Genomic DNA, 23419 nt, shown 5'->3' with positions numbered 1-23419 from the left:
GGCAGGGCACGGGCAGGCGAAAGCATTGGTGAGCCCCATCGTCGGGTGTGCCGAGCGCCAGACGGTAGTGGGTCGGTGCCGATCACCGCCAGTGGTCCGGAAAGCACCGTCCGCGGGTTGCGTGCCATCCTTTGGCTGCGTACCAATGAGCACTTCGCACGAGTTCCGATCGTGAGGCGCGGTGATGCTGTCCACCTGGGTCGAGGCCCGCACGACCGCGCACACGACGGTCGTGAGCCTGGTGATCGGCCTGGCCACGCTCGCGGGGATCGCGCTGTGGATGAGCCTGAGCGCCCAGCGCGCCGCCGCGCACCTGCACGAGCTCAACGAGACCAGCGACCGCTGGGGCCAGGTCGTGCAGAACGTCGACGTGGCCGACCACGCCATGTCCGACTACCTGCGTTCCGGCACGCCGGTGATGCGGCAGCCGCTGGTCAGCGCGGCCGGTGCGGCGGGGGAGAGCCTGCGGTGGCTGGGCGACAACGGCGGCGCGGCCGACGTGCGCGCCGCCGGGATCGTCGGCGACCTGTACGGCGACTACACGACGCTGCTGCGCGACGTCGTGGCCCTGGGTGACGGCGGTGACGCGACCGGTGCCGCGCTGAAGGCCGACCAGGCCGAGCTCACCGTCGTCTCGCTGCGCAAACAGCTCTCGACCGTGGTGCAGCTCAAGCGCCTGGAGACCTCCGAGTACCTCAAGCACGCCGAACACCACAACGGGCAGCTGCGGATCGCGGCGCTGGTCGCGTTCGTGGTCGACCTGGGGCTGGTCGCGCTCTGCGCGGTCGTGCTGCTCGGCCACCGCCGCAAGATCCTGCGCCAGGCCGCGAAGAGCGAGCACGAGGCCTCGCACGACGCGCTGACCGGCCTCGCCAACCGCACGTTGCTGACGCAGCGGACCGAACAGGCGATCAGCAGGGCAGCGGTCTCCGGTGACCCGCTCGGGTTGTTCCTGATCGACCTCAACCGCTTCAAACCGATCAACGACACCCTCGGCCACGCGTTCGGCGACCGGTTGCTCCAGCACGTCGCGACCCGGCTGACGAGCGCCGTGCGCGGGGACGACACCGTGGCGCGGCTGGGCGGCGACGAGTTCGCGGTGCTGCTGCCCGCCGTCGGCAGCACGGCGAACGCGCTGGCCGTGGCGGGCAAGGTGCACCGGGCCCTGGAGGAGGCCGTCGACCTCGACGGCCTGTCGGTGGAGGTCGGCTGCAGCATCGGCGTCGCCCTGTACCCGAGCGACTCGACCGACGCGCACGACCTGCTCAAACACGCCGACATCGCCATGTACGCGGCCAAGCGCAACCGCCTGGGCACCACGGCCTACGAACCGGGCCTGGACGAGCACAGCGCCGCCCAGCTGACCGTGATCAGCGACCTGCGCCGGGCGATCGACCAGCGCGAGCTGGTGCTGCACTACCAGCCGAAGGCCGACGTGCGCAGCGGCACGATCTGCGGCGCCGAGGTGCTGTGCCGCTGGCAGCACCCGCGGCTGGGCCTGCTCGGCCCCGACCGGTTCATCCCCGCGGCCGAGGAGACCGGCCTGATCGAACCGCTCACCCGCTACGTCCTCGACCACGCGCTCGACCAGTGCCGGCGGTGGCACGCGGCCGGGCAGGAGGTGCCGGTCTCGGTCAACGTCGGCGCCCAGTGCCTGCACGACCTCACGTTCCCCGACCAGGTCCTCGACCTGCTCGCACGGCACGACCGCCGGCCGGGCGCGCTCACCCTGGAGATCACCGAGAGCGCCATCATCGCCGACCCGCACCGCGCCACCGAGGTGCTCGGCCGGCTGCGCGAGCTCGGCGTGCGGCTGTCCATCGACGACTTCGGCACCGGCTACTCGTCGATCGCCTACCTGCGCACGATGCCGGTGCACGAGATGAAGATCGACCGGTCGTTCACCACGAACATGCGCACCGACCCCAGCAGCGGGGCGATCACCCGCTCGCTGCTCGGCCTCGCGCACAACCTGGAGCTCGAGGTCGTGGCCGAGGGCGTGGAGGACGAGGAGACCTGGTCCGCGCTGGCCGCGCTGGGGTGCGACATCGTGCAGGGCTACTGCCTGAGCCGCCCGCTGCCCGCCGACGAGTTCGCGGCCTGGCTGCGCGAGCGGACGCCCACCGGGCTGACCGTTCCGAGCGGATGACCGCGGGCGCGCACCCCGGCGTGAGGTGCGCGCCCCCGTGCCGCCTCAGCGTCGGGACCGTTCAGCGCTGCGTGGCGAGCCGGTACGCCGCCGCGCCGATCAGCTCCATCGACACCTGGAGGCGTTCGAGGCTCACGTTGGCCGCGATCGTGTCCTCGGGCGTGTGGTAGATCGGCTCCAGCAGCTGCGGACCGCCCTCGCCGCGCCAGCTGAAGTTCGCCGACGCCATGCCCTTCTCGTGGAACGGCACGTGGTCGCTGGACCCGCGGGCCACCGGGCCGTGCACGCGCGGGTCGTAGCCGAGTCGCTGAGCGGCGGCGCGGACCTCGCGCGTGGTGTTGTTGTCGGCGCCGTCGACGGACAGCAGCCAGTACGCCGTGGCCGGGTCGTGGCTGGTGGCGACCATGTCGTTCTGGAACACGCCCGAGATGCGGGCGATCTCCTCCGGCGTGAGCTGCGAGACGTAGTGGCGGGAGCCGAGCAGGCCCTGTTCCTCCGAGCCCCACAACGCGAAGCGCAGCGTCCTGCTCGTCGGCAGGTGGCGCAGCACCCGCGCGAGCTCCAGGCATAGCACCGTGCCGCTGCCGTCGTCGTTGGCGCCCGGCGAGCCCGGAACGCTGTCGTAGTGCGCGGTGACCATCACGACCCCGTTGTCGCGCCACGGGAACGTGGCCGGGCGTTCGGCGATCACGTTGTAGGACGTCAGGTTCGCGTGGTGGGTCGTGGTGATCGTCAGCTCGGCCGTGCTGCCGCGCAGGCGTTCGGTGTGCACCTGGGCGAGGCCGACCACCGGCACGGCGACGTTCTGGGTGAGGGTGGGGGAGAACGCGCTCAGCTTGCTCGCGGTCGTCGAGACGCGGCCGAGCAGGACGGCGACCGCGCCCTTCTCGATCGCGGCCAGCGTCGGCGCGGAACCGGTGGGGGCGTTGACGAACAGCGCGATCTTGCCGGTCAGGTCGGGCAACGCGCTGCCGTCGCCGACGTCGGCGACCGGTGCCGTGACCGTGACGCCGAGCGCGCCGAACCGGGACGCGCCCGCCTGCCAGCGCGCGCGGTCCACGACGACGTCGGCGAGGTACTTGTCCGGCACGGTGAACGGCTGCGTGGTCACCTGGTACCGCAGCTGCCTGAGCACCTTCACGAGGTAGTCGCGCGCCTGGTGCTCGGAGGCGGTGCCGCCGATGCGCGGGCCGATCCGGTCGCTCAGCACCCGCAGGTGCTCGAGCGCCTTGCGGGCCTTGACCTGTGCCACCACGGGGAAGTCGCCGAGGTGGAGGTCGGGCAGGTGCGAGGCGCCCGGCCGCTGCCGCGTCGCGGCCCACGCGCTCGCCGGGTTGGCCGCCATGACCGCAACACCGGCCGCCGCTGCGAGGAAGTCACGTCTGCGCATGGTGCGTCGCCCCCATCTCCCGTTGTCGACGTGAACGTACGGAGACGCCGGCGTGGAGGACAACCGACTTCCGGTGGGTCACGCGGCGTGGTCGAGCACGAGGTCCTGCACCCGTTTGCGGGCATCCGCGCGTGCCTTGCCGATGCACGCCATCAGCAACGCCGACAACACGTCGGGGTCCTGGTCGCGTGCGGCCGGGTCGAGCGCGATGCCGGTGGTGACACCGTTCGCGTCCACGGTGACGCTGACGGGTCCGGTCGACGCGCGTCCGACGACCGCGCCGAGGTCGCGCAACAGCTCGTGGTACCGCTCGCGTTCCTGCTGCGCGGCCGCCTCGGTCTGCTCCCGCCACCACGCCATCCGCCGCAGCAGCAGGTCCCGCGCGCCCACCGGGTCCGGCACCGGGACCGTCCACGTCCCGGACGCCGTCCGCAGCACGAGCGCGTCGTCCCGCGCGGTGACCTCGTCGATCCGGGCGAACGCCACGCCGGCGTCGACTCCCGCTGCCCGCCAGTCGAGCCGGTCGGTGCCGATCACGACCCGCGTCCCGCCGCCGGTCAGCACGAGCGGGAACGCCGTCGCACCGAGCTCCACGACCGGTGTCGCGAGCAACGACCGCTTCGCCAGCCGCGCCAGCCACCCGGCCGAGCCCGCCCCGAGCACGCCCGCCGCGCACAGCGCCTTCACCGCGACCGCCGCACCCGGGCTGAGCCGCAACGCGATCCCCGATCCCGGCAGCACGCCGAGCACCACCTGCGCCCCGGTCATCAGCGTGGTCGCGGGCAACCACGAGTGCGGGTCGCTCAACCCGTTGCGCCGCAACCACGACAGCAACGCCCAGGCGCACGCGGCCGCCGCCACCGCCGGGATCGCCGACCACCACGGCATGATCCGCTGCCCGGCCGACGTCATCCCGGCCAGCACGACGCACACGACACCGATCGCGGCGGGCAGCACACCCGCGGAGAACAGCAGCAACGTCCGGGTCCGCCGCCAGCGCCCGGCCAGCGCGCGCACGACCTGCGGGTCGTTGCTCAGGGGGACGGCGTGCGGGATCAGAGTCATCGTGCGCACCCCTCGTCAGCTCTCCGCCGCCACCTGCTGTGACGTGCGGGCCGACCAGGCTTCCCGGCGCACCTGGGGACAAATATGCCGCAAATGTCCAGATCAAGCAAGCTTTGTCCACTGTGGACGGTGTGGTCCGGTGCGCACCACACCGTCCCGCGGGTCAGCTCGCCGCGGTCTTCTCCTCGCCCCGCAACCCGAGCAGCGCGTCCACCACGAGGAACGCCACGAGGCTGATCCCGAGCAACGGCGCGAACCACCCGACCACGACCGCGCCCACGCCGAGCGCCACGAGCGCCACCGGCGGCGCCTTGCGCCACTGCCCGCGCGGCGTCGGGCGGCCGAACCCGCGGGTCGGCCTGCGCTTCCACCACATCCGGTAGCCCATGACGACCAGCGCGACGAGCCCGCCGCCGAGCAGCAGCAGGAGCAGCTGGTTGGGCCAGCCGAACAGCACGCCCATGTGCGCGTCGATGCCCCACCGCGTCATCTTCGCCATGAACGGGAAGTCGGCGAACCGCACCGAGCTGCACGACCGAGCCGTCCCGCACGGCCACCGCGTCGCCGTGGCTCGCGAGGCCCTTCTCGATCTCGGTGACCTTCCACACGCCCTCCGCGGGCAGCCCGATCTCGACCTGGCCCGCGTCGATGCCCCACCCGCGCGCGGTGGCCAGGACGGCGTCGACGTCCGCGGGGTCGGCGGCCGGCGCCTCGGTGTGCTCGCCGTGACCGGAGTGCTCACCACCGCCGGGGACCTGCAGCGCCGGGGTGGACCAGCCGAACGCCTCGCGCAGCGTGCCGATGTTCTCGCCGGCGTAGGCCGACCAGGTGAGACCGGTCGCGGACAGGAACAGCGCGCCCGCCAGCACCCACACGCCGAGCAGGCCGTGCTTGCGGATGCGCTTGCTGCCGCGGGCCCGCGTGAGCCACAGGACGAGACCGCCCAGCGCGATCACCCACAGCCAGGAGGCGGCCAGCTCGCTGTAGAGGCGGCCGGGCTCGCCGAGCGCCAGGTTGCGGTGCAGCTGGTCGAGCGTGGTGCGCAACGGCAGCACGCCGCTGGACCCGTAGACGACGAGGTCGCCGGTCACCTTCCCGGTGCCGGGGTCGACGAAGACGGCGCGGCGCTCGGACTCGCCCAGGCCCTCCTCGGCGAACAGCACGCGGGTCGTGTCACCGGGTTCAGCGGCCGGGCGTACCGCGACGAGGTCACCGGCGGGCGCGGTCGCCATCGCCGCGCTGACCTGTTCGGACAACGGGAGCTGTTGCGCGGACGCGGGAACGCGCAGCTGGTCCGAGTAGACCCACGACTCCAGCTGCGGGGTCAGCGCGTAGAGGACACCGGTCAGCGCGGCGACGAGGATGAACGGGCCGACGAGCACGCCGGCGTAGAAGTGCAGGCGCAGGAACAGTCCGCGCCAGGCGAACGAGGTCCTGGTCGCGGGCGCGGTGGCCGGCGGTGTTTCCGTGGTGGACATGGCAGAGCTCCAAGTGGGCGTGAACAGGCACCGGCCGGCGCACGAGCGCGCCGGCCTCGGGGGTGAGGGGAGTCAGGCCTGTTCAGCCGGGGGACCGCGCCACGACAGCACGTCCAGGACCACCGGGGCGGCCGGGACGTGCCGGTACACGGGCACGGAGAGGGGAGCCGTCGCCACGAACGGCGTCAGCTTGCGGGGCAGCAGCGAGGCGAGCGTGCGCGCCAGCCCGAGGACCGTGCGCTCGGCGACCGCCAGCGCGCCGACGACGACCGCCGTGGCCACGACGTGGGCCGCGGTCATGCGTTCGGCGCTGACGTACCCGGCGCTGACGTGGTCGTGCCGGGACGAGGCGAGCTCCAGCACGAGGTGCATCGCGAGCTGCCCGCCGCCGACGAGCGCCAGCAGCCGCGCCGGTGTGAGCTCGCGCCGTGCCAGCCCGCCCACCGCCCACGTCAGCAACGCGACGAGGGAGAAGACCAGCCCGGCATCGGGCAGGTGGCCGTCGGCGCTGGAGTGCGCGAGGACGGCCAAGGCGCCCGTGGTCACGCCGACAGCTCCGCAGCGCGCACGGCGCAGAGGAGCGGAAGGCAGGGCCATGCAGGCAGAATAGTGGCCGGAACGCGGGGGGAGGACCTCCGATCGGCCCCAGGTGAGAACGTGCACACGGACCGGTCCACAGTGAACCGGACCGCCTGCGCGTCCGTATCCCCATCAGGGCAACCGCGGTGTCGAAGCCCCGTTCGACGCGGGCCACCCGGCTGTGGCCGGCGTGGGATTCGACGCTTCGACACCCCCGCAGGAGCCTCTAGGGCGCGATGCGGGCGAGGTCCACGCGCGACTGGATGGAGAGCTTGCGGTAGATCTGCCGCAGGTGGAACCCGACGGTGTGCGGCGACACGAACATCTCGCTCGCCACCTGCCGGTTGGTCAGCCCCTGCGCCACCAGCCGGGCCACTTTCGCCTCAGTGCTGGTGAGGCTGTCCCAGCCCGTCTCCGGCCGCGCCTCGTGGTTCCAGTGCCGCCGCCGCACGCCCAGCCTGCGCAGCTTGCGCCGCACGCGGGCCGAGTCCCACTCCGCTCCCAGCTCGTCGTAGGCGGCCATCGCCCGGTTCAGCCCGGCGATGGCGCGGTCGCGGTCCTGCTCGCGCAGCAACGTCCCGGTGTCCTCGATGACCGACGCCGCCGCCCACGGGTCGCCGTAACCGTCCTCCAGACCCGCCAGGGCGCTGACATCGTTGTCGTACAACGCTCTTCCGTGCCGTGCGGCCGCGAGAACCGTGTCGAAGCCGGGGTTCTCGGCCGCGATCCGCTCGGCGGCGGTCACGACGTTCCCGGCCAGCTGCCGTTCACCGGCGGACAGCGCCGTGCGGACCGCCCACGCCGTCATCGACGGGTCCTCCAGCAGGATCTGGCGGCACTGCTCGGTGTCCGTGATCGCCCCGCGCAGCTCGTCCATGGCGGCGTGCGCGCCACGGCGTGCGGAGGTGACCACGGCGGCGAGCACGCGGATGAGCGCCGTCCACGGTTGCGCGCGCTCGGCCGGTGCGCGTTCCTCCAGTCGCCGCAGGCTGTCCGACGCCATGGCCAGATCACCGCGGCGCAGCGCCGAGATCACCAGCACCGCGCGCAGCTGCGGTTGGTACAACGGCATCTCCGCGCGTTCGGAGGCCGCCAGCCCGGCGCGCGCGTCCGCTTCCGCCGCCGCCAGCTCGCCCTTGGCGAGCAGGATCGTGGCGCGCAGGGCGAGCGGGACCGGGCTGAGCACGCCGTTGTGCTCGGCGTCGATGGCCGCGCGGGCGGTCTCGGCGGCGGCGAGCGCCTCGTCGAGCTTGCGGACCCTGGTGAGCAGCCACGCCCTGGTCCACAGCGGATCGCTCTGCCACGCGCGGGTGAGCGGGCCGCGCAGCCGCACCGCCTCGTCGACGGCGCTGATCGCCTCGTCGAGCCGGCCCTCCCGCCAGTGCGACATCGCCCGCACGTTGAGAGCGGCGGCCCGGACGTCGTCGCTGTGCGGCTCCGGCAGGTCGAGCACCCGGTCCGCGACGAGTGTGACCTTGCTCTGGTCGTTGTGCGACAACGCGTTGAGCAGCAGCAGCTCCGGGCACGGCTCGGTGGCGGGGTCGCGCAGGTCCGTGCCCGGCCGGGTGACCGACACGGCCTGGTTCGACAGGTCGTAGGCGGCCGTGGTGTCGCCGCGCAGCAGCAACGCCGTGGCGAGCCAGGTCCGCAACGGCCGGGTGAACTCGGGACCGCCGTGCAGGTGCTCGCCCAGCTGCTCGCGGGCCAGGTCCACGGCTTCGCTCAGGCACCCGAGCCGGACCAGCGCGGCCGTGGCGGTGGTGGCCAGCGCCGCGTGGTCGGCGCTGCCGGGGGTCGCGATCCGCAGCCCGCGGGTCGCGAGGGCCGACGCCGCCTGCGGCGAGGAGGCGAGCATCCGGTGCGCCGCCTCGCGGATCGTGGCGATCGCCGCGGTGTCGCCGGGCACCGTGCAGTGCACCAGGTGCACCGCGGCCGCCTCGGCCCTGGCGCGCGGGCGGGCCAGCAGCATCGTGGCGGCCTGGTGGTGCAGCATCGAGCGCAGCAGCTCGGGCACGGTGCCGAGGACCGCGCGCCACACCGGCTCGCGGTGGAACACGAACTCGTCGGCCTCGCTGCCGATCAGCCCCGCGGCCAGCGCCTCCTGCAACGGCCCCAGCAGCTGCGCGGGGCGTTCGCCGAGCATCTCGGCCAAGTCCTGCGGCGTGAACCTGCTGCCCAGTACGGCGGCGACCTGCAGCACCTCCTGCGCGCGGGTGGAGAAGCTCCCACAGCCGCGCCTGCGCCAGCCGCACGAACGGCCGCGGCAGCGGTGCGTCCGGCTCGGCCTCGACCGCCGCGGAGACCCCCGTCGCCCACGGCCCGCCCACGAGCCGCGCCACGTGGTCGCCGGCCACCACGCACCCCTCGCGGCGCAGGTCGAGCACCAGGTCGACGACCGCCTGCGGGGTGCCGCCGACGCTCTCGCACAACGCCACCAGGTCGTCGCTCGGCGTCGCGTCGAGCAGGTCGCCCGCGATGCCCGCGACCGCCGCACCGCTCAGCGGCGGCAACGGCCCGAGCCACTCGGTGCGGTGCCTGCGCGCCAGCACCCGCAACGCGACCCCGTTGGGGGACTCGGCGTGGTCGGTGTGCACGGCGAAGAGCCACAGCACCGGCGCCTTGTCCAGTTTGGACATCACGGCCCCCAGCGCCTGCAGCAGCGTGGAGTCGGTCCACTGCGCGTCGTCCACGGCCACCAGCACCGGTCCGCGCCGCAGGTGACCGGCGAGCTGGGCCTCGAACCGCCCGGCGAGCACGCCCACCCGGTCTTCCTCCGCCCGCCCGCCGCGCGCGTTGACCAGGGTGACGGCCCTGCCGTGACCGGTCTGCTCCGCCGCACCGTTGACGACCGCGAAGCCGCGCCTGGCCGCGGCCGACATCAGCTCCAGCAGCAGCCGGGTCTTGCCGGTTCCCGCGCCGGACTCCAGCACGACGACGTGCGCCCGCTGCTGCTCGGCGCTCTCGCGCATCAGCAGCTCGACGCGGCCGACCTCCGCCGTCCGGCCGTGCAGGGCCCACTGGGGGCCTGCGCTGTCCGGCGCCACCCCGTCCGCGAGCTCTTCGAGAATCCGACGCTCCACACTCTTCCTCCCCGACTGCGCAGATCACCTCAGGTGCGGCGTGTGCAAATAGAGGATAGGGACGACAAATGTCAGTCGGCTAGCACGTGTCTCAGTACGCCAACGGCTCATCATTCCGCCAGACGGGTGGTTGTCGTCCCTTTTCTGCATCATATCTGCAGCTCAGGACTGTGTAAAGAAAAATGTCAAAGAACCGAAACTGCCGCTTGAGACCATAACGACCTAAAGGGATCAGTAATCCGGAATTCGGGCTGCAACCGTTTTCTGGCACGTCGGAGCAGGTATGCCAATCAAGACGGAACGGGCAGAAACCGGACCTGTTCTGAAGGTTTTCGCGTGGAATTCGCGCACGAGCCACCGGCATCGGGTGAACGTTTCTGATCGGCGCGGTGGCAGGCTGCTGTCGTGATCACGTACAGCACCGACGTCGAAGATCTGACCGAAGCCGACCTGACGGGGTTCTTCGCCGGCTGGCCGAAGCCGCCGAGCCCCGCGCAGCACCTCGCGGTGCTGCGCGGCAGCTACCGTGCCGTCGTCGCACGCGTGGACCGGCAGGTCGCCGGCTTCGTGAACCTGATCAGCGACGGCGTGCTGACCGGGTTCGTCCCGTGGCTGGAGGTGCTGCCGCAGCACCAGGGCCGGGGGATCGGTGCCGAGCTGGTGCGCCGGGTCGTGGCCGAGGGCGCGCACCTGTACTCGATCGACCTCGTCTGCGACGAGGAGCTGCGGCCGTACTACGAACGCCTCGGCATGACCGCGGTCACCGGCATGATCCTGCGCAACCGCGACGCCTGCGGGTGAGCCCCGCGCCGCTCAGATCCCGTCCAGGTCCAGCACCTGCTGGTGCGGCCCGCCGGTGAACGAGCTCGCGAGCAGCCCCGCCGACCGGCACCGCCCGCACGAGACCGGCGAGGTGGTCGGCTTGAACCGGGTGAAGTCCCAGCTGCCGGTCCCGACGTGACAACCGGGACCGGGCACCTCCAGCCCGAGCCACCCCTGCAACCGCACCGCGTGCACCACGCCGGATCCGTCGAGATAACCGTTGAGCCGTCCCGCGAACCGGTCGCGCGCCTGCGCCGCGGGCTCTGCCAATGCCTCCTGCAACGCGGACATCCCGTTCATGCGTTCGATTCAACCTCACTCGCCCGTGCGCGCACGTGAACCACGCCGTCCGGGGTACGGTGCCGTTCATGAAGGCTTTCCGAGCGGCCGTCGAGGCCCGCGACACCGACGCCATGGCGGCCTGCCTGGCCGACGACGTGGTGTTCACGAGCCCCGTCGCGTTCTCCCCGTACCCCGGCAAGCCGCTGACCGCGGCGATCCTGCGCGGCGTCCTGCGGGTCTTCGAGAACTTCCGCTACGAACGCGAGATCGTCGACGGCGAGAACTCCGCGCTGGTGTTCCGCGCCGAGGTCGGCGGCAGGGAGATCCAGGGCTGCGACTTCCTGCACCTCAACGCCGACGGCCTGATCGACGAGTTCACCGTCATGGTCCGCCCGCTGTCCGCGGCCCAGGCGCTGTCCGCGGCCATGGCGGCGCAGTTCGAGCAGATCAAAGCGGAGGCCATGTCCGCGTGAGCTGCCGGGTCGCGTCGAGGGCGGTCCCGGCCCGTGCGACCAGCGCCGCCCGGTCTGATGTGGACCTCCCGGTGGTGTTCCGGTCTCAGCCGACGTCGCCGAACGCCACCCTGAGCAGCTCCAGGTCGTGCAGGTCCCGTGCGGCCGCGTCCGCCGGCCGACCAAAGCGTCGATCCCCCAGCCGCCACCGATACCACACGTCAAGGCCGCGCAGCGCGTCCAGGCCCTGGCCAGAAGTCTTGCCGCCCCCTCCCTCTCCTTGCGGACGCCGGCAGAGCAAGCAGCGGGACCTCGCCGGACTCCCGCGTGATCCGCTGGCGTGGAGCGCGTGCTGGACCGCAAGCTGCCGCTCTGCGGCGCTGACACCGAACGCGGCGACCTCGCTCCCTGAGTCGCACGCGTTCTCCTGCCCCCCGTTCTTCGGTGCCACGCTGGAGGGCGAGCACCTGGCCGTGGCGTCCACAGTGGACCTCAGTCGCGCGGAGGTCGCGCGGCTGGCCGAGAACGCCGTGCTGGCCTCGTTCCTGCCGAACAGCCGGAAGTCCGTGCTGCTGAACGAGATCGCAGCGGTCCTCGCCGCCGCCTGAGCGCGGCCGCTGTCGCGCACCGCGTCGCCCGCTGGTCCGTTCAGTCGCCGGGCGTTGCGTTCGAAGCACCAGCACCGGCATCCGGGCGGGTCATGGACACGACCGGCGCGGGCGAGGATTGTTCAGCGCGTGGAACAGGTCGTCGAGCTGACAGATCTGGACGAGATGCAGGCGGCCCTCAGCGTCGCCTACGGCAAGATGCGCATCCACGGCGGCGATGGGCGGTCGTGGCTGCGGTTGCGCTCCCGCCGGTTCGGGCCGGTCCGGTTCGACGTCATCGACAGCTCCATCGGCTTCGAGGCCACCAGCGGGCCGCAGAATGCCTACATCTTCGGGTACCTCGACGGTGGGCGGGCGCGGTACCGCACGAGCGGTGACTACCAGAACGTGTTGCCGGGGCACCTGCTGCTGACCGGGCAGCCCGAGTTCCCGTACTCCGTCGTGGCCGAGGACCCCAAGGCCACGCTCGTGGTCGTGGACCGGGCCGTGGTCGACCGGTTCGCCGGTGGCGTGCGGTTCACCAGCTGCACGGCGGTGTCGGCGCGGGCCGCGGCGGCGTGGCGGTCGACGTGCGTGCACCTGCGCGACGAGGTGCTGCCGGCGTTCGAGGACGAACCGCTCGTCGTGGAGAACGCGACACGCCTGCTCATCGCGACCACCCTCGCGACGTTCCCGAACGTCTCCCTCGTGGACTACGGGCCGGGCCAGGCCCGTCCGCACGCGCTGAAACGCGCCATCGCGTACATCGAGTCCGAGGCGGAGAAGGACATCACCGCCGCCGACATCGCACGTGCGGCCCGCGTGTCGCTCCGGGCGATCCAGCTCGCCTTCCGGCGGCACCTCGACACCACGCCCACGGCGTACGTCCGGCGGGTGCGGCTCGCGCAGGCCCACCTCGACCTGCAGCGGCGGCAGGGCACGGTCACCGAGATCGCCGCCAGGTGGGGGTATGCACGGCCGAGTGTCTTCGCGGCGCACTACCGGTCCGCGTACGGGGTGTCGCCGTCGCAGACGCTGAGGTCGGGCTGACGTCCTTCGTTTTGGCAGTCGGCGCCTTCGCTTCCGCTGCTAGCGCCGCACCCGCCGCTGCGGTGCAGTGGTGCGGGAGGAGGACCGATGTCCGCAGAAGCCTGTGAACCGAGCCCGTTCGCGATCAGCACCAGCCGCACGGGCGCGCACTTCGTCGCGACCTGCCGGGGCGAGGTCGACGTGACCACCTGTGACGAGTTCTTCGCCGCGGTGCTGCCCGGGATCGCCGACGGCGCCGTGGAGAGCGTGACGATCGACCTGGCCGAGGTGACGTTCCTGTCCGCCAGCGGGCTGCGCATCCTGCTCCTGCTGTTGTGCGCGGCGAACCACAACGGCAAGGACCTCACCCTGCGCCGCGCCCAGCCGCGGGTGCGGCGGGTGCTCGACCTGTTCGGCTTCACCACTTTCAAAGCCGGGCTTGTGTGGGAGGCAACCATGTCGCCGAGGACCGGCCGCAGCTAGTTTGACCGGCTATGTTGCTGCCCCTGGCGCTCGTCGCGTCGCTGCTCGTACCGGCCCCGGCGCTGCACGTCCCCGGCGCCGAACACCAGCAACTGGTCAGGCTGGCCGATCTCAGCACGGCGGGGGGCATCACCGACCCCGCCGACTGGACGGGCCTGACCAGCGCCGCGCTGCCGGCTCCCACCCCCGTCGCCGGCATCCAGGTCGACGGCTACTTCCCGGACAGCTCGCGCACCAACACCAACCACGGCTGGAACCACGACTCGCAGTTCGTGGTGAGGCTGCCCGACCGCTGGAACGGCGGCCTGGTCGTCGCCGGCTCACCCGGTGTGCGGGAGCAGTACGCCAACGACAGGGCCATCTCCGACTGGGTCCTCGCCCGCGGCTACGCCTTCGCCGCCACCGACAAGGGCAACACCGGCGCGCAGTTCTACCGCGACGGCATGGTCGAGTGGAACCACCGCCTCACCCAGCTCACCATCGCCGCCAAGTCCGTCGTCGCGCAGCGGTACGGCCGCCCCGCCAGGCGCACCATCGCCACCGGCATCTCCAACGGCGGCTACCTCGTGCGCTGGCAGCTGGAGAACCGCCCGCACCTCTACGACGGCGGCGTCGACTGGGAGGGCACGCTGTGGACGGTCAAGGGGCCGAACCCGCTGACGTTCCTGCCGCCGGTGCTGAGGGCCTATCCCGCCTACCTGGCCGGTGACCCGCAGGCCCACGCCGCCATCGTCGCCGCGGGCTTCCCCGCGGGCACGGAGTTCCTGTGGGACTACCACCACCGCTACTACTGGGACCTGACCCAGCGCATCTACCGCGAGGAGTTCGACCCGTCCTTCGACGGCGCTCTCGAAGCGGGCACCCCGTTCTGCGCGTCCGGCACCCCGGCCTGCGACGCCGACTACGACTACGCCGCACGCCGGCGCATCGCCGGCCCCGCCATCGCCCCGGTCGCCCTGACCGGCAAGATCCACCGCCCGCTGATCACGGTCCACGGCACCCACGACGTGCTGCTGCCCATCTCCCAGGACTCCGACGTCTACGCCGCGATGACCCCGGACCGCCTGCACCGCTACTTCCGCGTCGAGCAGGGCACCCACGTCGACGGCCTGGTGGACGCCTACCCCGACCGCCTGCGCCCGCTGGCCCCGTGCCACCGCTCGGCGTTCGTGGCGCTGGAACGCTGGCTCGACGGCGTCACGCCACCCGCTTCGGCGACCCTCCCGCGCCCGGCCGACGTCTCGACGTGCCCGCTGTCATGATCTGAGGATGAGCACCGTCGAGTTCGTCCAGGGCGACATCACCGAACAGCACGTCGACGTGGTCGTGAACGCCGCCAACTCCTCCCTGCTCGGCGGCGGGGGAGTGGACGGCGCGATCCACCGCCGAGGTGGTCCGGAGATCCTCGCCGAGTGCCGCGCACTGCGCGCCGGCCACTACGGCGGCGGCCTCAAGACCGGTCAGGCGGTGGCCACCACGGCGGGGCGCCTGCCCGCGCGCTGGGTCGTGCACACGGTCGGCCCGGTGTGGTCGGCCACCGAGGACCGCTCCGAGCTGCTCGCCGACTGCCACCGCAACTCGCTGCGGGTCGCGGCGGAGCTCGGGGCGGTGTCGGTCGCGTTCCCGGCGATCTCGACGGGCATCTACGGCTGGCCGGTGGAGTCGGCGGCGGAGATCGCGCTGGCGGCGGTCAGGGACGCGCCGGTGGAGCTGGTGCGGTTCGTGCTGTTCGACCGGAAGACCTACGAGGCCTACGCGCGGCCGTAGCGAGCACCGGCACGGCGGGCCTCACGACGCCGTGCTCTCCCGCACCCGCAACGAGAACGGCGTCTGCACGTTCTCGACCGCCACGGCGTCCGCACCCACCCGCCGGTGCAGCAGGTCCACCGCGGCACGGGCGATAGCGCCCTTGTCCGGCGCGACCGACGTCAGCGAGGGCGAGCTGTAAGCGCTCTCCTCGTTGTTGTCGAACCCGACCACGGCCAGGTCCTGCGGCACCCGCACGAACCGCTCCGCGGCGGCCCGCATGGCGCCGGCGGCCAGCAGGTCGTTGAAGCAGAACACCGCGTCCGGCGGGTTCTCCAGGTCCAGCAACGAGTTCATCGCCGCCGCGCCGTCCGCGCGGTGGTAGTTCAACGCCGGCACGACCAGGGCCGGGTCGAACTCGATGCCCTCCACCTCCAGGGCGGTCCGGTAGCCCTCCAGGCGCAGCGCCGCCGTGCCGCGCTGCGGGTGGGCGCCGATCGCGGCGATGCGGGTGCGGCCCAGCGAGATCAGGTGCCGCACGGCGGTGGAGGCGGCGAGCACGTTGTCGATGCCCACGCGGGAGATCGGCACGTCCACCTCGTGCTCGCCGAGCAGCACCGTCGGGACCTCCAGCTGGAAGTCGCTGACCGCCTCCGGGCTCACGATCGCCGCGTCGACCAGGTGCGGGCCCAGTGCCTCCAGCGCCGCGCGTTCGCCGGCCAGCGTGCCGAAGGTCTGCTCGATCAGCACGTTCCACTCGTGCTCCTGGGCGGCGGCGATCACCAGGCCGGCGAGCTCGGCGAAGTAGGGGATGGAGAGCTCCGGCAGCACCAGGCCGATGAAGCCGGTGCGGCCGCGGCGCAGGTTGCGGGCGCCGAGGTTGGGGCGGTAGCCGGTGGCGGCCAGCGCCTCCTCCACCCGGCGGCGGTTGTCGGGTTTGACGAACGAGTAGCCGTTGACCACGTTCGAGACGGTCTTCACCGACACGCCTGCCAGGCGCGCGACGTCCTTGAGCGTGGCCAACTCAGCCTCCTGAAGAGGTACCGGGAAAGGTACCGGGAAGTCCGCGGTCTTTACATCGTTGGAACAACGATGCAAATCTAGCCCCTGAGAGCGCGACCACGCACCCGCACCGCGTAGGAGAGCCAACGATGTCCCTCAGTCGCACCCTGCCGATCGCCCTCGCCGCCGTGGCGCTCCTCGCGAGCTGCACGGCCAGGGAGGGCCAGCAGACGACGACCAGCGGTGGGCCGGCCGCGAGCGCCGCCGCGAACCAGAGCGGCGGCCCCGGCTGCGGCCGGGACAGGACCGGGTACCCGCAGGTCGAGCTCAAGGGCGCGGTCGTCGGCTTCTCGCAGTCGGAGAAGGAGGCGAACCCGTTCCGCACCGCCGAGACCCAGTCGATCAAGGACGAGGCGGCCAAGCGTGGGGTCGAGCTGCTCACCACGAACGCGCAGAGCGACCTCAACAAGCAGATCAGCGACATCAAGTCGTTGCTGGACCGCGGCGCGAAGTTGCTGATCGTGGCACCGCTGAACTCCGACGGCCTGCAGCCCGCGTTCGACGCGGCGAAGGCCAAGAAGGTGCCGGTGGTGACGATCGACCGCAAGGTGACGTCGCAACCCTGCACCGACTACCTCACGTTCATCGGCTCCGACTTCGTCGAGCAGGGCAAGCGGGCGGCCCAGGCGATGCTCAAGGCGACCGGCGGCAACGGCAAGGTCGCGATCCTGCTCGGCGCGTCGGGCAACAACGTCACGGTCGACCGCACCAAGGGCTTCAAGGACGGCATCGCCGGCACCGGGCTGACCGTCGTCGCCGAGCAGACCGGTGAGTTCGACCGCTCCAAGGGCCAGGCCGTGATGGAGCAGCTGATCCAGAGCAACCCGGACATCACCGCCGTCTACGCGGAGAACGACGAGATGGGCGTCGGTGCCGTGACCGCGCTCAAGGCCGCGGGCAAGCAGCCGGGCAAGGACGTGAAGATCGTGTCGGTCGACGGCACGCGCACCGCCGTGCAGCTCATCGCGGACGGCAGCTACACCGCCGTGGTCGAGTCCAACCCGCGCTTCGGCCCGCTCGCGTTCGACACGCTGGAGAAGTTCGCGGCCGGCCAGGAGATCCCGCAGAACATCGTGATCTCCGACGACGAGTACGACGCCACCAACGCCGCGCAGAAGCTCGCCAATGCCTACTGAACCCGTCATCGAGGTCGCGGGCGTCACGAAGGCGTTCGCGGGCGTCAAGGCGCTCGACGGCGTCGACTTCACCCTCCACCGGGGCTCGATCCACGCCCTGGTGGGGGAGAACGGCGCCGGCAAGTCGACGCTCATCAAGGTGCTGACCGGCATCCACCAGCCCGACGGCGGCGAGGTCCGGCGTGCCGGTCGCATCTCCACGATCTACCAGGAGGTCAACCTCATCCCGCTGATGAGCGTGGCCGGCAACCTGTTCCTCGGCCGCGAGCCGCGCACGCGGTTGGGCCTGATCGACCGCGCGAAGGCCATCGCCGACGCGCGGCGGATCTTGAGCGGTTACGGGATCACCGCCGACGTGGCGCAGCCGCTGGGTTCGCTGTCGGTCGGTGAGCAGCAGATGGTCGCACTGGCCCGCGCGGTCGAGGCCGACGCGGACGTCGTGATCATGGACGAGCCCACGTCGTCGCTCGAGCCGCGCGAGGTGGAGACGCTGTTCGCGGTCGTGGAACGGCTGCACGAGCGCGGCATCGCGATCGTCTACGTCAGCCACCGCATGGACGAGCTGTACCGGCTCTGCGACACCGTCACGGTGCTGCGCGACGGCCGGAAGGCCCACAGCGGACCACTGGCCGCCCTGCCCAGGATCGAGCTGGTGTCGCTCATGCTCGGCCGATCGGTCAGCGACATCAGAGCGGGTGGGACGACGGCGTTCGGCGAGGACCACCACGCCGGGAAGGAGCCCGTCCTGGAGGCGAGCGACCTGACCAGCAGGCCCAGGCTCAACGGGGTGAACGTGACCATCAGGCCGGGGGAGGTGGTGGGACTGGCCGGGTTGCTCGGCTCCGGCCGCACGGAGACCGCGAAGGCGATCATCGGCGCCATCCCCACCCAGCACGGCACCGTGCTCGTCGGCGGGAAGCCCGTGCCGCGCGGCAACGTCAAGGCCGCGATGCGCGCCGGCATCAGCATGCTCGCCGAGGACCGCAAGGCCGAGGGGATCATCCCGCACCTGTCCGTGCGGGAGAACATCGTGCTGGCCGCGCTGCCGGGACTCAGCCGGTTCGGACTGGTCAGCCGGGCGAAGCAGGACCGGATCGTGGACCTGTTCATCACGCGGCTGCGCATCAAGGTCTCCAGCCCGGAGCAGCGGGTCGCCGAGCTGTCCGGCGGCAACCAGCAGAAGGTGCTGCTGGCCCGCTGGCTCTGCGCGGAGCCCAGGGTGCTGCTGCTCGACGAGCCCACCCGCGGCATCGACGTCGGCGCCAAGGCCGAGGTGCAGGCGCTGATCGACGAGCTGGCGAAGGAGGGACTCGCGGTGCTGCTGATCAGCTCCGAGCTGGACGAGCTGCTCGACGGCGCCGACCGGCTCGTCGTGCTGCGCGACGGCCACGTCGCGGGCGAGCTGACCGGCGGTGAGCTGACCCGCGAGCACGTCCTCGCGGCCATCGCGGCGGAACCGGCGGAGGTGACCGATGACGCTGACCGCCACTAGGACGCGCTGGCTCCAGGACAACGGTGTCCACGTCGCCGTTGCCGCCCTGCTGCTGTTCAACGTGCTGTTCACGGCGAACTTCCTGACCGCGGGCAACTTCCGCACCCAGCTGGTCCAGGCCGCGCCGGTGCTGGTCGTCGCGCTGGGCATGGCACTGGTGATCGGCACCGAGGGCGTCGACCTGTCCGTCGGCGCGGTCATGGCACTGGCCGCCGCGCTCATCCCGCTGTACCTGGGGTACGGCCCGGTGCCCGCCGTCCTGATCGCGCTCGCGGTCGGCCTGGCGGCGGGCGGGTTCAACGGCTTCCTGGTCGCACGGGTGGGCATCCAGCCCATCGTGGCGACGCTCGCGCTGCTGGTCGCCGGGCGCGGTCTCGCCCTGGTGATCGCCAACGGTCAGCTGGTCCAGCTGCACGACCCGGCGTTCCTGGCGCTGGGCACCGACGACGTGTTCGGCCTGCCGATCAGCGTGCTCGTCGCCGTCGTCCTCGCGGTCCTCGTGGCGGGACTGGTCAACCGCACCACGTTCGGGCGCCAGCTCGTCGCGGTCGGCGGCAACCGCAGGGCCGCGCACCTGGCGGGGCTGCCGGTCAGCCGGGTGCTGGTCGGGGTCTACGCGATCACCGGCGTGCTCGCCGCCGTCGCGGGCGTGCTCGCCACGTCCCGGCTCGCCGCGAGCGACCCCGCCGACATCGGCCTGCTGATGGAGCTGTCCGCGATCACCGCCGTCGTCGTCGGCGGAACCCCGTTGACCGGCGGGAAGGTCCGCGTCCTCGGCACGGTCATGGGCGTGGTGCTGATGCAGCTCGTGCGGGCCACCCTGATCAAGCACGACCTGCCCGACTCCATCGCGCAGATGATCCAGGCCGCGATCATCGTGGCCGCCGTCTACGTCGCGAGGGAGCGCCGATGACGACCACCCTCGCCTCCGCCCGCACGAAGGTCCTGCAACGCCAGGGCGCGGCCGTCGCGCTCGTGCTGATGGTCGTCGTGGCGTGGCTGGTGTTCCCGCGCTTCGGCAGCCTCGACAACGTCCGCGACCTCGCGCTGCAGGGCTCGTTCCTGGCGGTGATCGCGATCGGCATGACGTTCGTGATCATCACCGGCGGCATCGACCTGTCCGTCGGCTCGCTCTACGCGCTGGGCGGCGTGCTCGCGGCGTACGGCTCGCGGTGGGGCTTCTTCGGCGCCCTGCTGCTGCCGTTGCTGGTCTGCGGGCTCATCGGCGTGGTCAACGGCCTGCTCATCGCCCGCACGAGCATGGCGCCGTTCATCGTCACGCTGGCCTCGCTGCTGTTCGCCCGCGGCCTGCTGCTGGTGATCACCGACGAGGGCGCGACGACCTACCGGATCGCACCGGACTCGGCGTTCGTCGAGCTGGGCCGCGGCACGGTGTTCGGCTTCGGACACCCGGTGTTCATCGCGCTCGTGCTGGCCGCGCTCGGCGGTCTGCTGCTCAACCGCACCAACTTCGGCCAGAACGTGTTCGCCACCGGCGGCGCGGAGTCCTCGGCGATCTTGATGGGCGTCCCCGTCGCGCGCACCAAGGTCCTCGTCTACACCATGAGCGGCGTGCTGTCGGGTCTGGCCGGCGCGCTCACCGCCGCCTACCTGCAGTCCGGTGTCACGGTCATCGGCGTCGGCACCGAGCTGGACGCGATCTCCGTGGTCGTCATCGGCGGCACGCTGCTGACCGGCGGCGCGGGCACCGTGCTCGGCACCATGATCGGTGTCGGCCTGCGCACGGTGATCCAGAACGTCATCAACCAGATCGGCACGCTCGACAGCAACTTCCAGTCCGCCGTCAGCGGCGTCTTCCTGCTCATCGTCGTCGTCCTGCAACGAACACTCCGGAGATAGGAGAGCCATGACCAGACGCGTCCTGGGCGTATTGGTCGGATTCCTCGTCGCAGCAACAACCGTCACACCGACGGCCGCGCAGGCCGCCGAGTGGCAACCGAAACCCGCACCCCTCACGACACCGTGGACCAGCCAGGTGTCACCGGCCAACGCCCTGCCCGAGTACCCGCGACCGCAGCTGGTCCGGCAGGAGTGGCAGAACCTCAACGGGGTCTGGGAGTTCGCGGGTGCTCCCGACCTCAGCTCACCGCCCTTCGGCAGGCCGCTGGCCGAAGGGGTCCTCGTGCCGTACCCGGTCGAGTCCGCCCTGTCGGGCGTCAAACGGCACGAGGACACCATGTTCTATCGCCGGACCTTCGCCATTCCGTCCACCTGGGACGGTCGCAGGGTGAAGCTCAACTTCGGCGCGGTCACCTGGGAGACCAGGGTCTGGGTCAACGGCACCCAGGTCGGCACGCACACCGGTGGCTTCGACGCGTTCTCGTTCGACATCACGCCCGCCCTGCGCGCGGGCAGCAACGAGGTCGTCGTCGGCGTGCACTCGCCGGTCGACGGCAGCCGCTACCCGATCGGCAAGCAGCGCCGCACCCCGGACGGCATCTTCTACACCGCCGCGTCCGGGATCTGGCAGACCGTCTGGCTGGAACCCGTGCGGGCGCAGCACATCACCCGCCTCGACACCACGCCGGACGTGCCCGGCGGCGCGCTCGACCTGGTCGTGCAGGGCACCGCGGGCCAGACCGTGACCGCCCAGGTGCTCAGCGGCGGCCAGGTCGTGGGCACGGCGACCGGGCAGACCGGTGCGCGCCTGCGGGTCCCGGTGCCGAACGCGCGGCTGTGGTCGCCGGACGACCCGTTCCTCTACGACCTGCGGGTGACGTCGAGCAGCGGTGACGCGGTCACCGGCTACTTCGGCATGCGCTCGCTCGGCAAGGCGCTGGTCGGCGGTGTCATGCGGCCGTTGCTCAACGGGAAGTTCGTGTTCCAGCTCGGCACGCTCGACCAGGGCTACTGGCCCGACGGCATCTACACCGCCCCGACCGACGCGGCCCTGCGGTGGGACCTCGAACGCCAGAAGGCACTGGGGTTCAACATGGTCCGCAAGCACATCAAGGTCGAGCCGGCCCGCTGGTTCTACCACGCCGACCGGCTGGGCCTGCTGGTGTGGCAGGACATGCCGTCGCTCGACGCCGTCGACGAGGTCCCGAACGGCCACACCGCGTTCGAGTCCGAGCTGCGCCGGGTGATCGACCAGCTCAAGGGCATCACGTCGATCGTGCAGTGGGTGCCGTTCAACGAGGGCTGGGGCGAGTACGACGCCGGCCGCATCACCGACCTGGTGCGGTCGATCGACGGCACCAGGCTCGTCAACCACAACTCCGGCGCCAACTGCTGCGTCTCCGACCCGGACCCCGGCAACGGCGACGTCATCGACGACCACCACTACCAGATCACCACGGCCACCAGGACACCCGACGCGCGCCGGGTGGCGGTGCTCGGCGAGTTCGGCGGTCTCGGCCGCCGGATCACCGGTCACGAGTGGCAGCCCGGCCGCGGGTTCGCCTACGGCGCCCTGTACCCGGACGAGACGTCGCTGACCACGCGGTACGTGGAGATCACCAAGCAGGTCGCCCGCATGGTGCACACGCGCGGCCTGTCCGGCTCGGTCTACACCGAACCGTACGACGTGGAGAACGAGGTCAACGGCTTCTACACCTACGACCGCCAGGTGCTGAAGATGACCGAGGCACGGGTGCGCGAGATCAACCTGCGCGTCCTGGCGATCGCGAACGGCACGGCGGTCGGCCCGGACGACGTGGTCTCGTTGCGGGTCACCACCTCCGGCCACACCGACCGCTACCTGCGCCATCGCGACGGCCTGGCGCGCACCGACGTGCCGTCCTCCGACCTGGACCGCCTGGACGCCACGTTCTTCGCGCGGCCCGGTCTCGCGGACGCCTCGTGCCTGTCGTTCGAGTCGCGCAACTTCCCCGGCCGGTACCTGCGGCACAGCGGCGCGCGGATCGGCACGGCGGCGAACCCGGCCGCGGGCGACGCGACGTTCTGCGCCCGCGCGGGTTCCGGCGGCACCGCGCTGGAGTCGTACAACCAGCGCGGTGCGTTCATCCGGCACTACGGCGAGAACGTCTACCTGGCGCGTTCCGGCGGCCCGAACCCGTGGGACACCGCGAGCTCGTTCGCCGCGGACACCACGTGGGCGGTGGCGGGTGCGCTGTGGCGCAGCGGCGCGGACCTGCCGCTGGACCAGGCCCGGTCGTTCCGGGTGACCACGCCCGGCTTCACCGACCGCTACCTGCGGCACCGGGACGGCCTGGCCCGCACGGACGTCGTCGCCGGCGGCAGCGACGCGGTGCTCAAGGCGGACGCGACGTTCGTGGTCCGGCGCGGTCTCGCCGACCCGTCGTGCTACTCGCTGGAGGCCCGCAACTTCCCCAACCAGTTCCTGAGGCACGCCGACTTCCGCGTCCAGCTCGGCACGAACGACAACACCGACCTGTTCCGCCGCGACGCGACGTTCTGCGCCCAGCCGGGGCGGGGCGGCGTGCGGCTGGAGTCGTTCAACGAGCTCGGCACCAACATCAGGCACTACGCAGAGGAGGTTTGGGTCGCATCGAGCGGCGGCGCACACGTCTACGACAACCCTGCAGGTTATGCCGAGGACGTCAGCTGGGCCGCCACCTCACCCTGGGCACCCTAGGAGGAAAA

General features: G+C 71.8%; 21 protein-coding genes and 3 pseudogenes. 14 read left to right on the top strand and 10 right to left on the bottom strand.

Annotation, left to right across the window (positions count from 1 at the left end):
* The first annotated feature begins 184 nt into the window (after positions 1 to 184).
* Positions 185 to 2149 carry a putative bifunctional diguanylate cyclase/phosphodiesterase gene (locus ACVDFE_RS32345; protein WP_360388371.1) on the top strand — a complete coding sequence of 655 codons (1965 nt, stop codon included), beginning with the start codon at positions 185 to 187 and terminating at the stop codon, positions 2147 to 2149.
* 61 nt (positions 2150 to 2210) lie between these two features.
* Here ACVDFE_RS32345 and ACVDFE_RS32340 read toward each other — a convergent pair whose 3' ends face one another.
* The 6 genes and pseudogenes from ACVDFE_RS32340 to ACVDFE_RS32315 all read right to left on the bottom strand — a co-directional run bounded on the left by ACVDFE_RS32340 (position 2211) and on the right by ACVDFE_RS32315 (position 8861).
* A complete protein-coding gene (locus ACVDFE_RS32340; RefSeq protein ID WP_458433173.1) occupies positions 2211 to 3539 on the bottom strand; it encodes a M28 family peptidase in 1329 nt (442 codons plus the stop codon).
* A gap of 78 nt (positions 3540 to 3617) precedes the next feature.
* Positions 3618 to 4604: a YbaB/EbfC family nucleoid-associated protein gene (locus ACVDFE_RS32335; RefSeq protein WP_458433172.1), complete on the bottom strand. Its 987-nt coding sequence runs from the start codon at positions 4602 to 4604 to the stop codon at positions 3618 to 3620.
* Positions 4605 to 4767: 163 nt separating this feature from the next.
* A complete protein-coding gene (locus ACVDFE_RS32330; protein ID WP_458434433.1) occupies positions 4768 to 5346 on the bottom strand; it encodes a PepSY domain-containing protein in 579 nt (192 codons plus the stop codon).
* Positions 5347 to 5371: 25 nt separating this feature from the next.
* Positions 5372 to 6082: pseudogene (locus ACVDFE_RS32325) on the bottom strand (PepSY-associated TM helix domain-containing protein); the annotation flags it as partial.
* Between the two features lie 72 nt (positions 6083 to 6154).
* Positions 6155 to 6628, bottom strand: coding sequence for a hypothetical protein (locus ACVDFE_RS32320; protein ID WP_458433171.1), 474 nt, complete (start codon positions 6626 to 6628; stop codon positions 6155 to 6157).
* A gap of 259 nt (positions 6629 to 6887) precedes the next feature.
* Positions 6888 to 8861, bottom strand: a complete 1974-nt coding sequence (locus ACVDFE_RS32315; RefSeq protein WP_458433170.1) for a LuxR C-terminal-related transcriptional regulator — start codon at positions 8859 to 8861, stop codon at positions 6888 to 6890.
* A gap of 206 nt (positions 8862 to 9067) precedes the next feature.
* On the opposite strand from ACVDFE_RS32315, the gene ACVDFE_RS32310 reads away from it, so the two are divergent.
* A complete protein-coding gene (locus ACVDFE_RS32310) occupies positions 9068 to 9382 on the top strand; it encodes a hypothetical protein (protein WP_458433169.1) in 315 nt (104 codons plus the stop codon).
* Here the strand turns inward: ACVDFE_RS32310 and ACVDFE_RS32305 are convergent.
* Positions 9325 to 9630: pseudogene (locus ACVDFE_RS32305) on the bottom strand (hypothetical protein); the annotation flags it as partial. The gene ACVDFE_RS32310 and the pseudogene ACVDFE_RS32305 overlap by 58 nt on opposite strands.
* A gap of 516 nt (positions 9631 to 10146) precedes the next feature.
* Between ACVDFE_RS32305 and ACVDFE_RS32300 the strand changes: the two are divergent.
* Complete coding sequence (locus ACVDFE_RS32300) at positions 10147 to 10542, top strand: GNAT family N-acetyltransferase (RefSeq protein WP_360387731.1); 396 nt, start codon at positions 10147 to 10149, stop codon at positions 10540 to 10542.
* A gap of 12 nt (positions 10543 to 10554) precedes the next feature.
* On the opposite strand, the gene ACVDFE_RS32295 is transcribed toward ACVDFE_RS32300, so the two are convergent.
* Complete coding sequence (locus ACVDFE_RS32295; RefSeq protein ID WP_360387734.1) at positions 10555 to 10863, bottom strand: hypothetical protein; 309 nt, start codon at positions 10861 to 10863, stop codon at positions 10555 to 10557.
* A gap of 68 nt (positions 10864 to 10931) precedes the next feature.
* Between ACVDFE_RS32295 and ACVDFE_RS32290 the strand changes: the two genes are divergently transcribed.
* Complete coding sequence (locus ACVDFE_RS32290) at positions 10932 to 11318, top strand: nuclear transport factor 2 family protein (RefSeq protein ID WP_458433167.1); 387 nt, start codon at positions 10932 to 10934, stop codon at positions 11316 to 11318.
* A 144-nt stretch (positions 11319 to 11462) separates the two neighbouring features.
* Here ACVDFE_RS32290 and ACVDFE_RS32285 read toward each other — a convergent pair.
* Positions 11463 to 11684: pseudogene (locus tag ACVDFE_RS32285) on the bottom strand (hypothetical protein); the annotation flags it as partial.
* 86 nt (positions 11685 to 11770) lie between these two features.
* Between ACVDFE_RS32285 and ACVDFE_RS32280 the strand changes: the two are divergent.
* From ACVDFE_RS32280 to ACVDFE_RS32260, 5 genes are all read left to right on the top strand, one after another.
* Entirely contained in the window at positions 11771 to 11905 is a 135-nt protein-coding gene (locus ACVDFE_RS32280) for a hypothetical protein (protein WP_360387739.1), read from the top strand.
* Between the two features lie 129 nt (positions 11906 to 12034).
* Complete coding sequence (locus ACVDFE_RS32275; RefSeq protein WP_458433166.1) at positions 12035 to 12934, top strand: helix-turn-helix transcriptional regulator; 900 nt, start codon at positions 12035 to 12037, stop codon at positions 12932 to 12934.
* Between the two features lie 87 nt (positions 12935 to 13021).
* Positions 13022 to 13396, top strand: coding sequence for an STAS domain-containing protein (locus ACVDFE_RS32270; protein WP_360387743.1), 375 nt, complete (start codon positions 13022 to 13024; stop codon positions 13394 to 13396).
* An 11-nt stretch (positions 13397 to 13407) separates the two neighbouring features.
* The gene (locus ACVDFE_RS32265; protein WP_458433165.1) at positions 13408 to 14658 is read left to right on the top strand and encodes a tannase/feruloyl esterase family alpha/beta hydrolase; all 1251 of its coding nucleotides are present in this window, start codon (positions 13408 to 13410) and stop codon (positions 14656 to 14658) included.
* A gap of 7 nt (positions 14659 to 14665) precedes the next feature.
* Entirely contained in the window at positions 14666 to 15163 is a 498-nt protein-coding gene (locus ACVDFE_RS32260; RefSeq protein ID WP_360387747.1) for an O-acetyl-ADP-ribose deacetylase, read from the top strand.
* A 21-nt stretch (positions 15164 to 15184) separates the two neighbouring features.
* Here ACVDFE_RS32260 and ACVDFE_RS32255 read toward each other — a convergent pair whose 3' ends face one another.
* On the bottom strand, positions 15185 to 16165 hold the full coding sequence (locus ACVDFE_RS32255; RefSeq protein ID WP_360387750.1) for a LacI family DNA-binding transcriptional regulator: 981 nt from the start codon (positions 16163 to 16165) through the stop codon (positions 15185 to 15187).
* A gap of 128 nt (positions 16166 to 16293) precedes the next feature.
* On the opposite strand from ACVDFE_RS32255, the gene ACVDFE_RS32250 reads away from it, so the two are divergent.
* The 5 genes from ACVDFE_RS32250 to ACVDFE_RS32230 are packed head-to-tail and all read left to right on the top strand — an operon-like array spanning position 16294 to position 23411.
* The gene (locus tag ACVDFE_RS32250) at positions 16294 to 17340 is read left to right on the top strand and encodes an ABC transporter substrate-binding protein (protein ID WP_458433164.1); all 1047 of its coding nucleotides are present in this window, start codon (positions 16294 to 16296) and stop codon (positions 17338 to 17340) included.
* Positions 17330 to 18832, top strand: coding sequence for a sugar ABC transporter ATP-binding protein (locus tag ACVDFE_RS32245; RefSeq protein ID WP_458433163.1), 1503 nt, complete (start codon positions 17330 to 17332; stop codon positions 18830 to 18832). The genes ACVDFE_RS32250 and ACVDFE_RS32245 overlap by 11 nt, the downstream gene beginning before the upstream one ends.
* Positions 18813 to 19745: an ABC transporter permease gene (locus ACVDFE_RS32240; RefSeq protein ID WP_360387758.1), complete on the top strand. Its 933-nt coding sequence runs from the start codon at positions 18813 to 18815 to the stop codon at positions 19743 to 19745. Before ACVDFE_RS32245 ends, ACVDFE_RS32240 begins: the two co-directional genes overlap by 20 nt.
* On the top strand, positions 19742 to 20692 hold the full coding sequence (locus tag ACVDFE_RS32235) for an ABC transporter permease (protein ID WP_458433162.1): 951 nt from the start codon (positions 19742 to 19744) through the stop codon (positions 20690 to 20692). The genes ACVDFE_RS32240 and ACVDFE_RS32235 overlap by 4 nt, the downstream gene beginning before the upstream one ends.
* 7 nt (positions 20693 to 20699) lie before the next feature.
* Positions 20700 to 23411, top strand: a complete 2712-nt coding sequence (locus tag ACVDFE_RS32230; RefSeq protein ID WP_458433161.1) for an AbfB domain-containing protein — start codon at positions 20700 to 20702, stop codon at positions 23409 to 23411.
* The last annotated feature ends 8 nt before the right edge of the window (positions 23412 to 23419 follow it).

The organism is Lentzea chajnantorensis, assembly GCF_054300775.1.
This window is presented reverse-complemented; position numbering and strand designations above follow the sequence as displayed.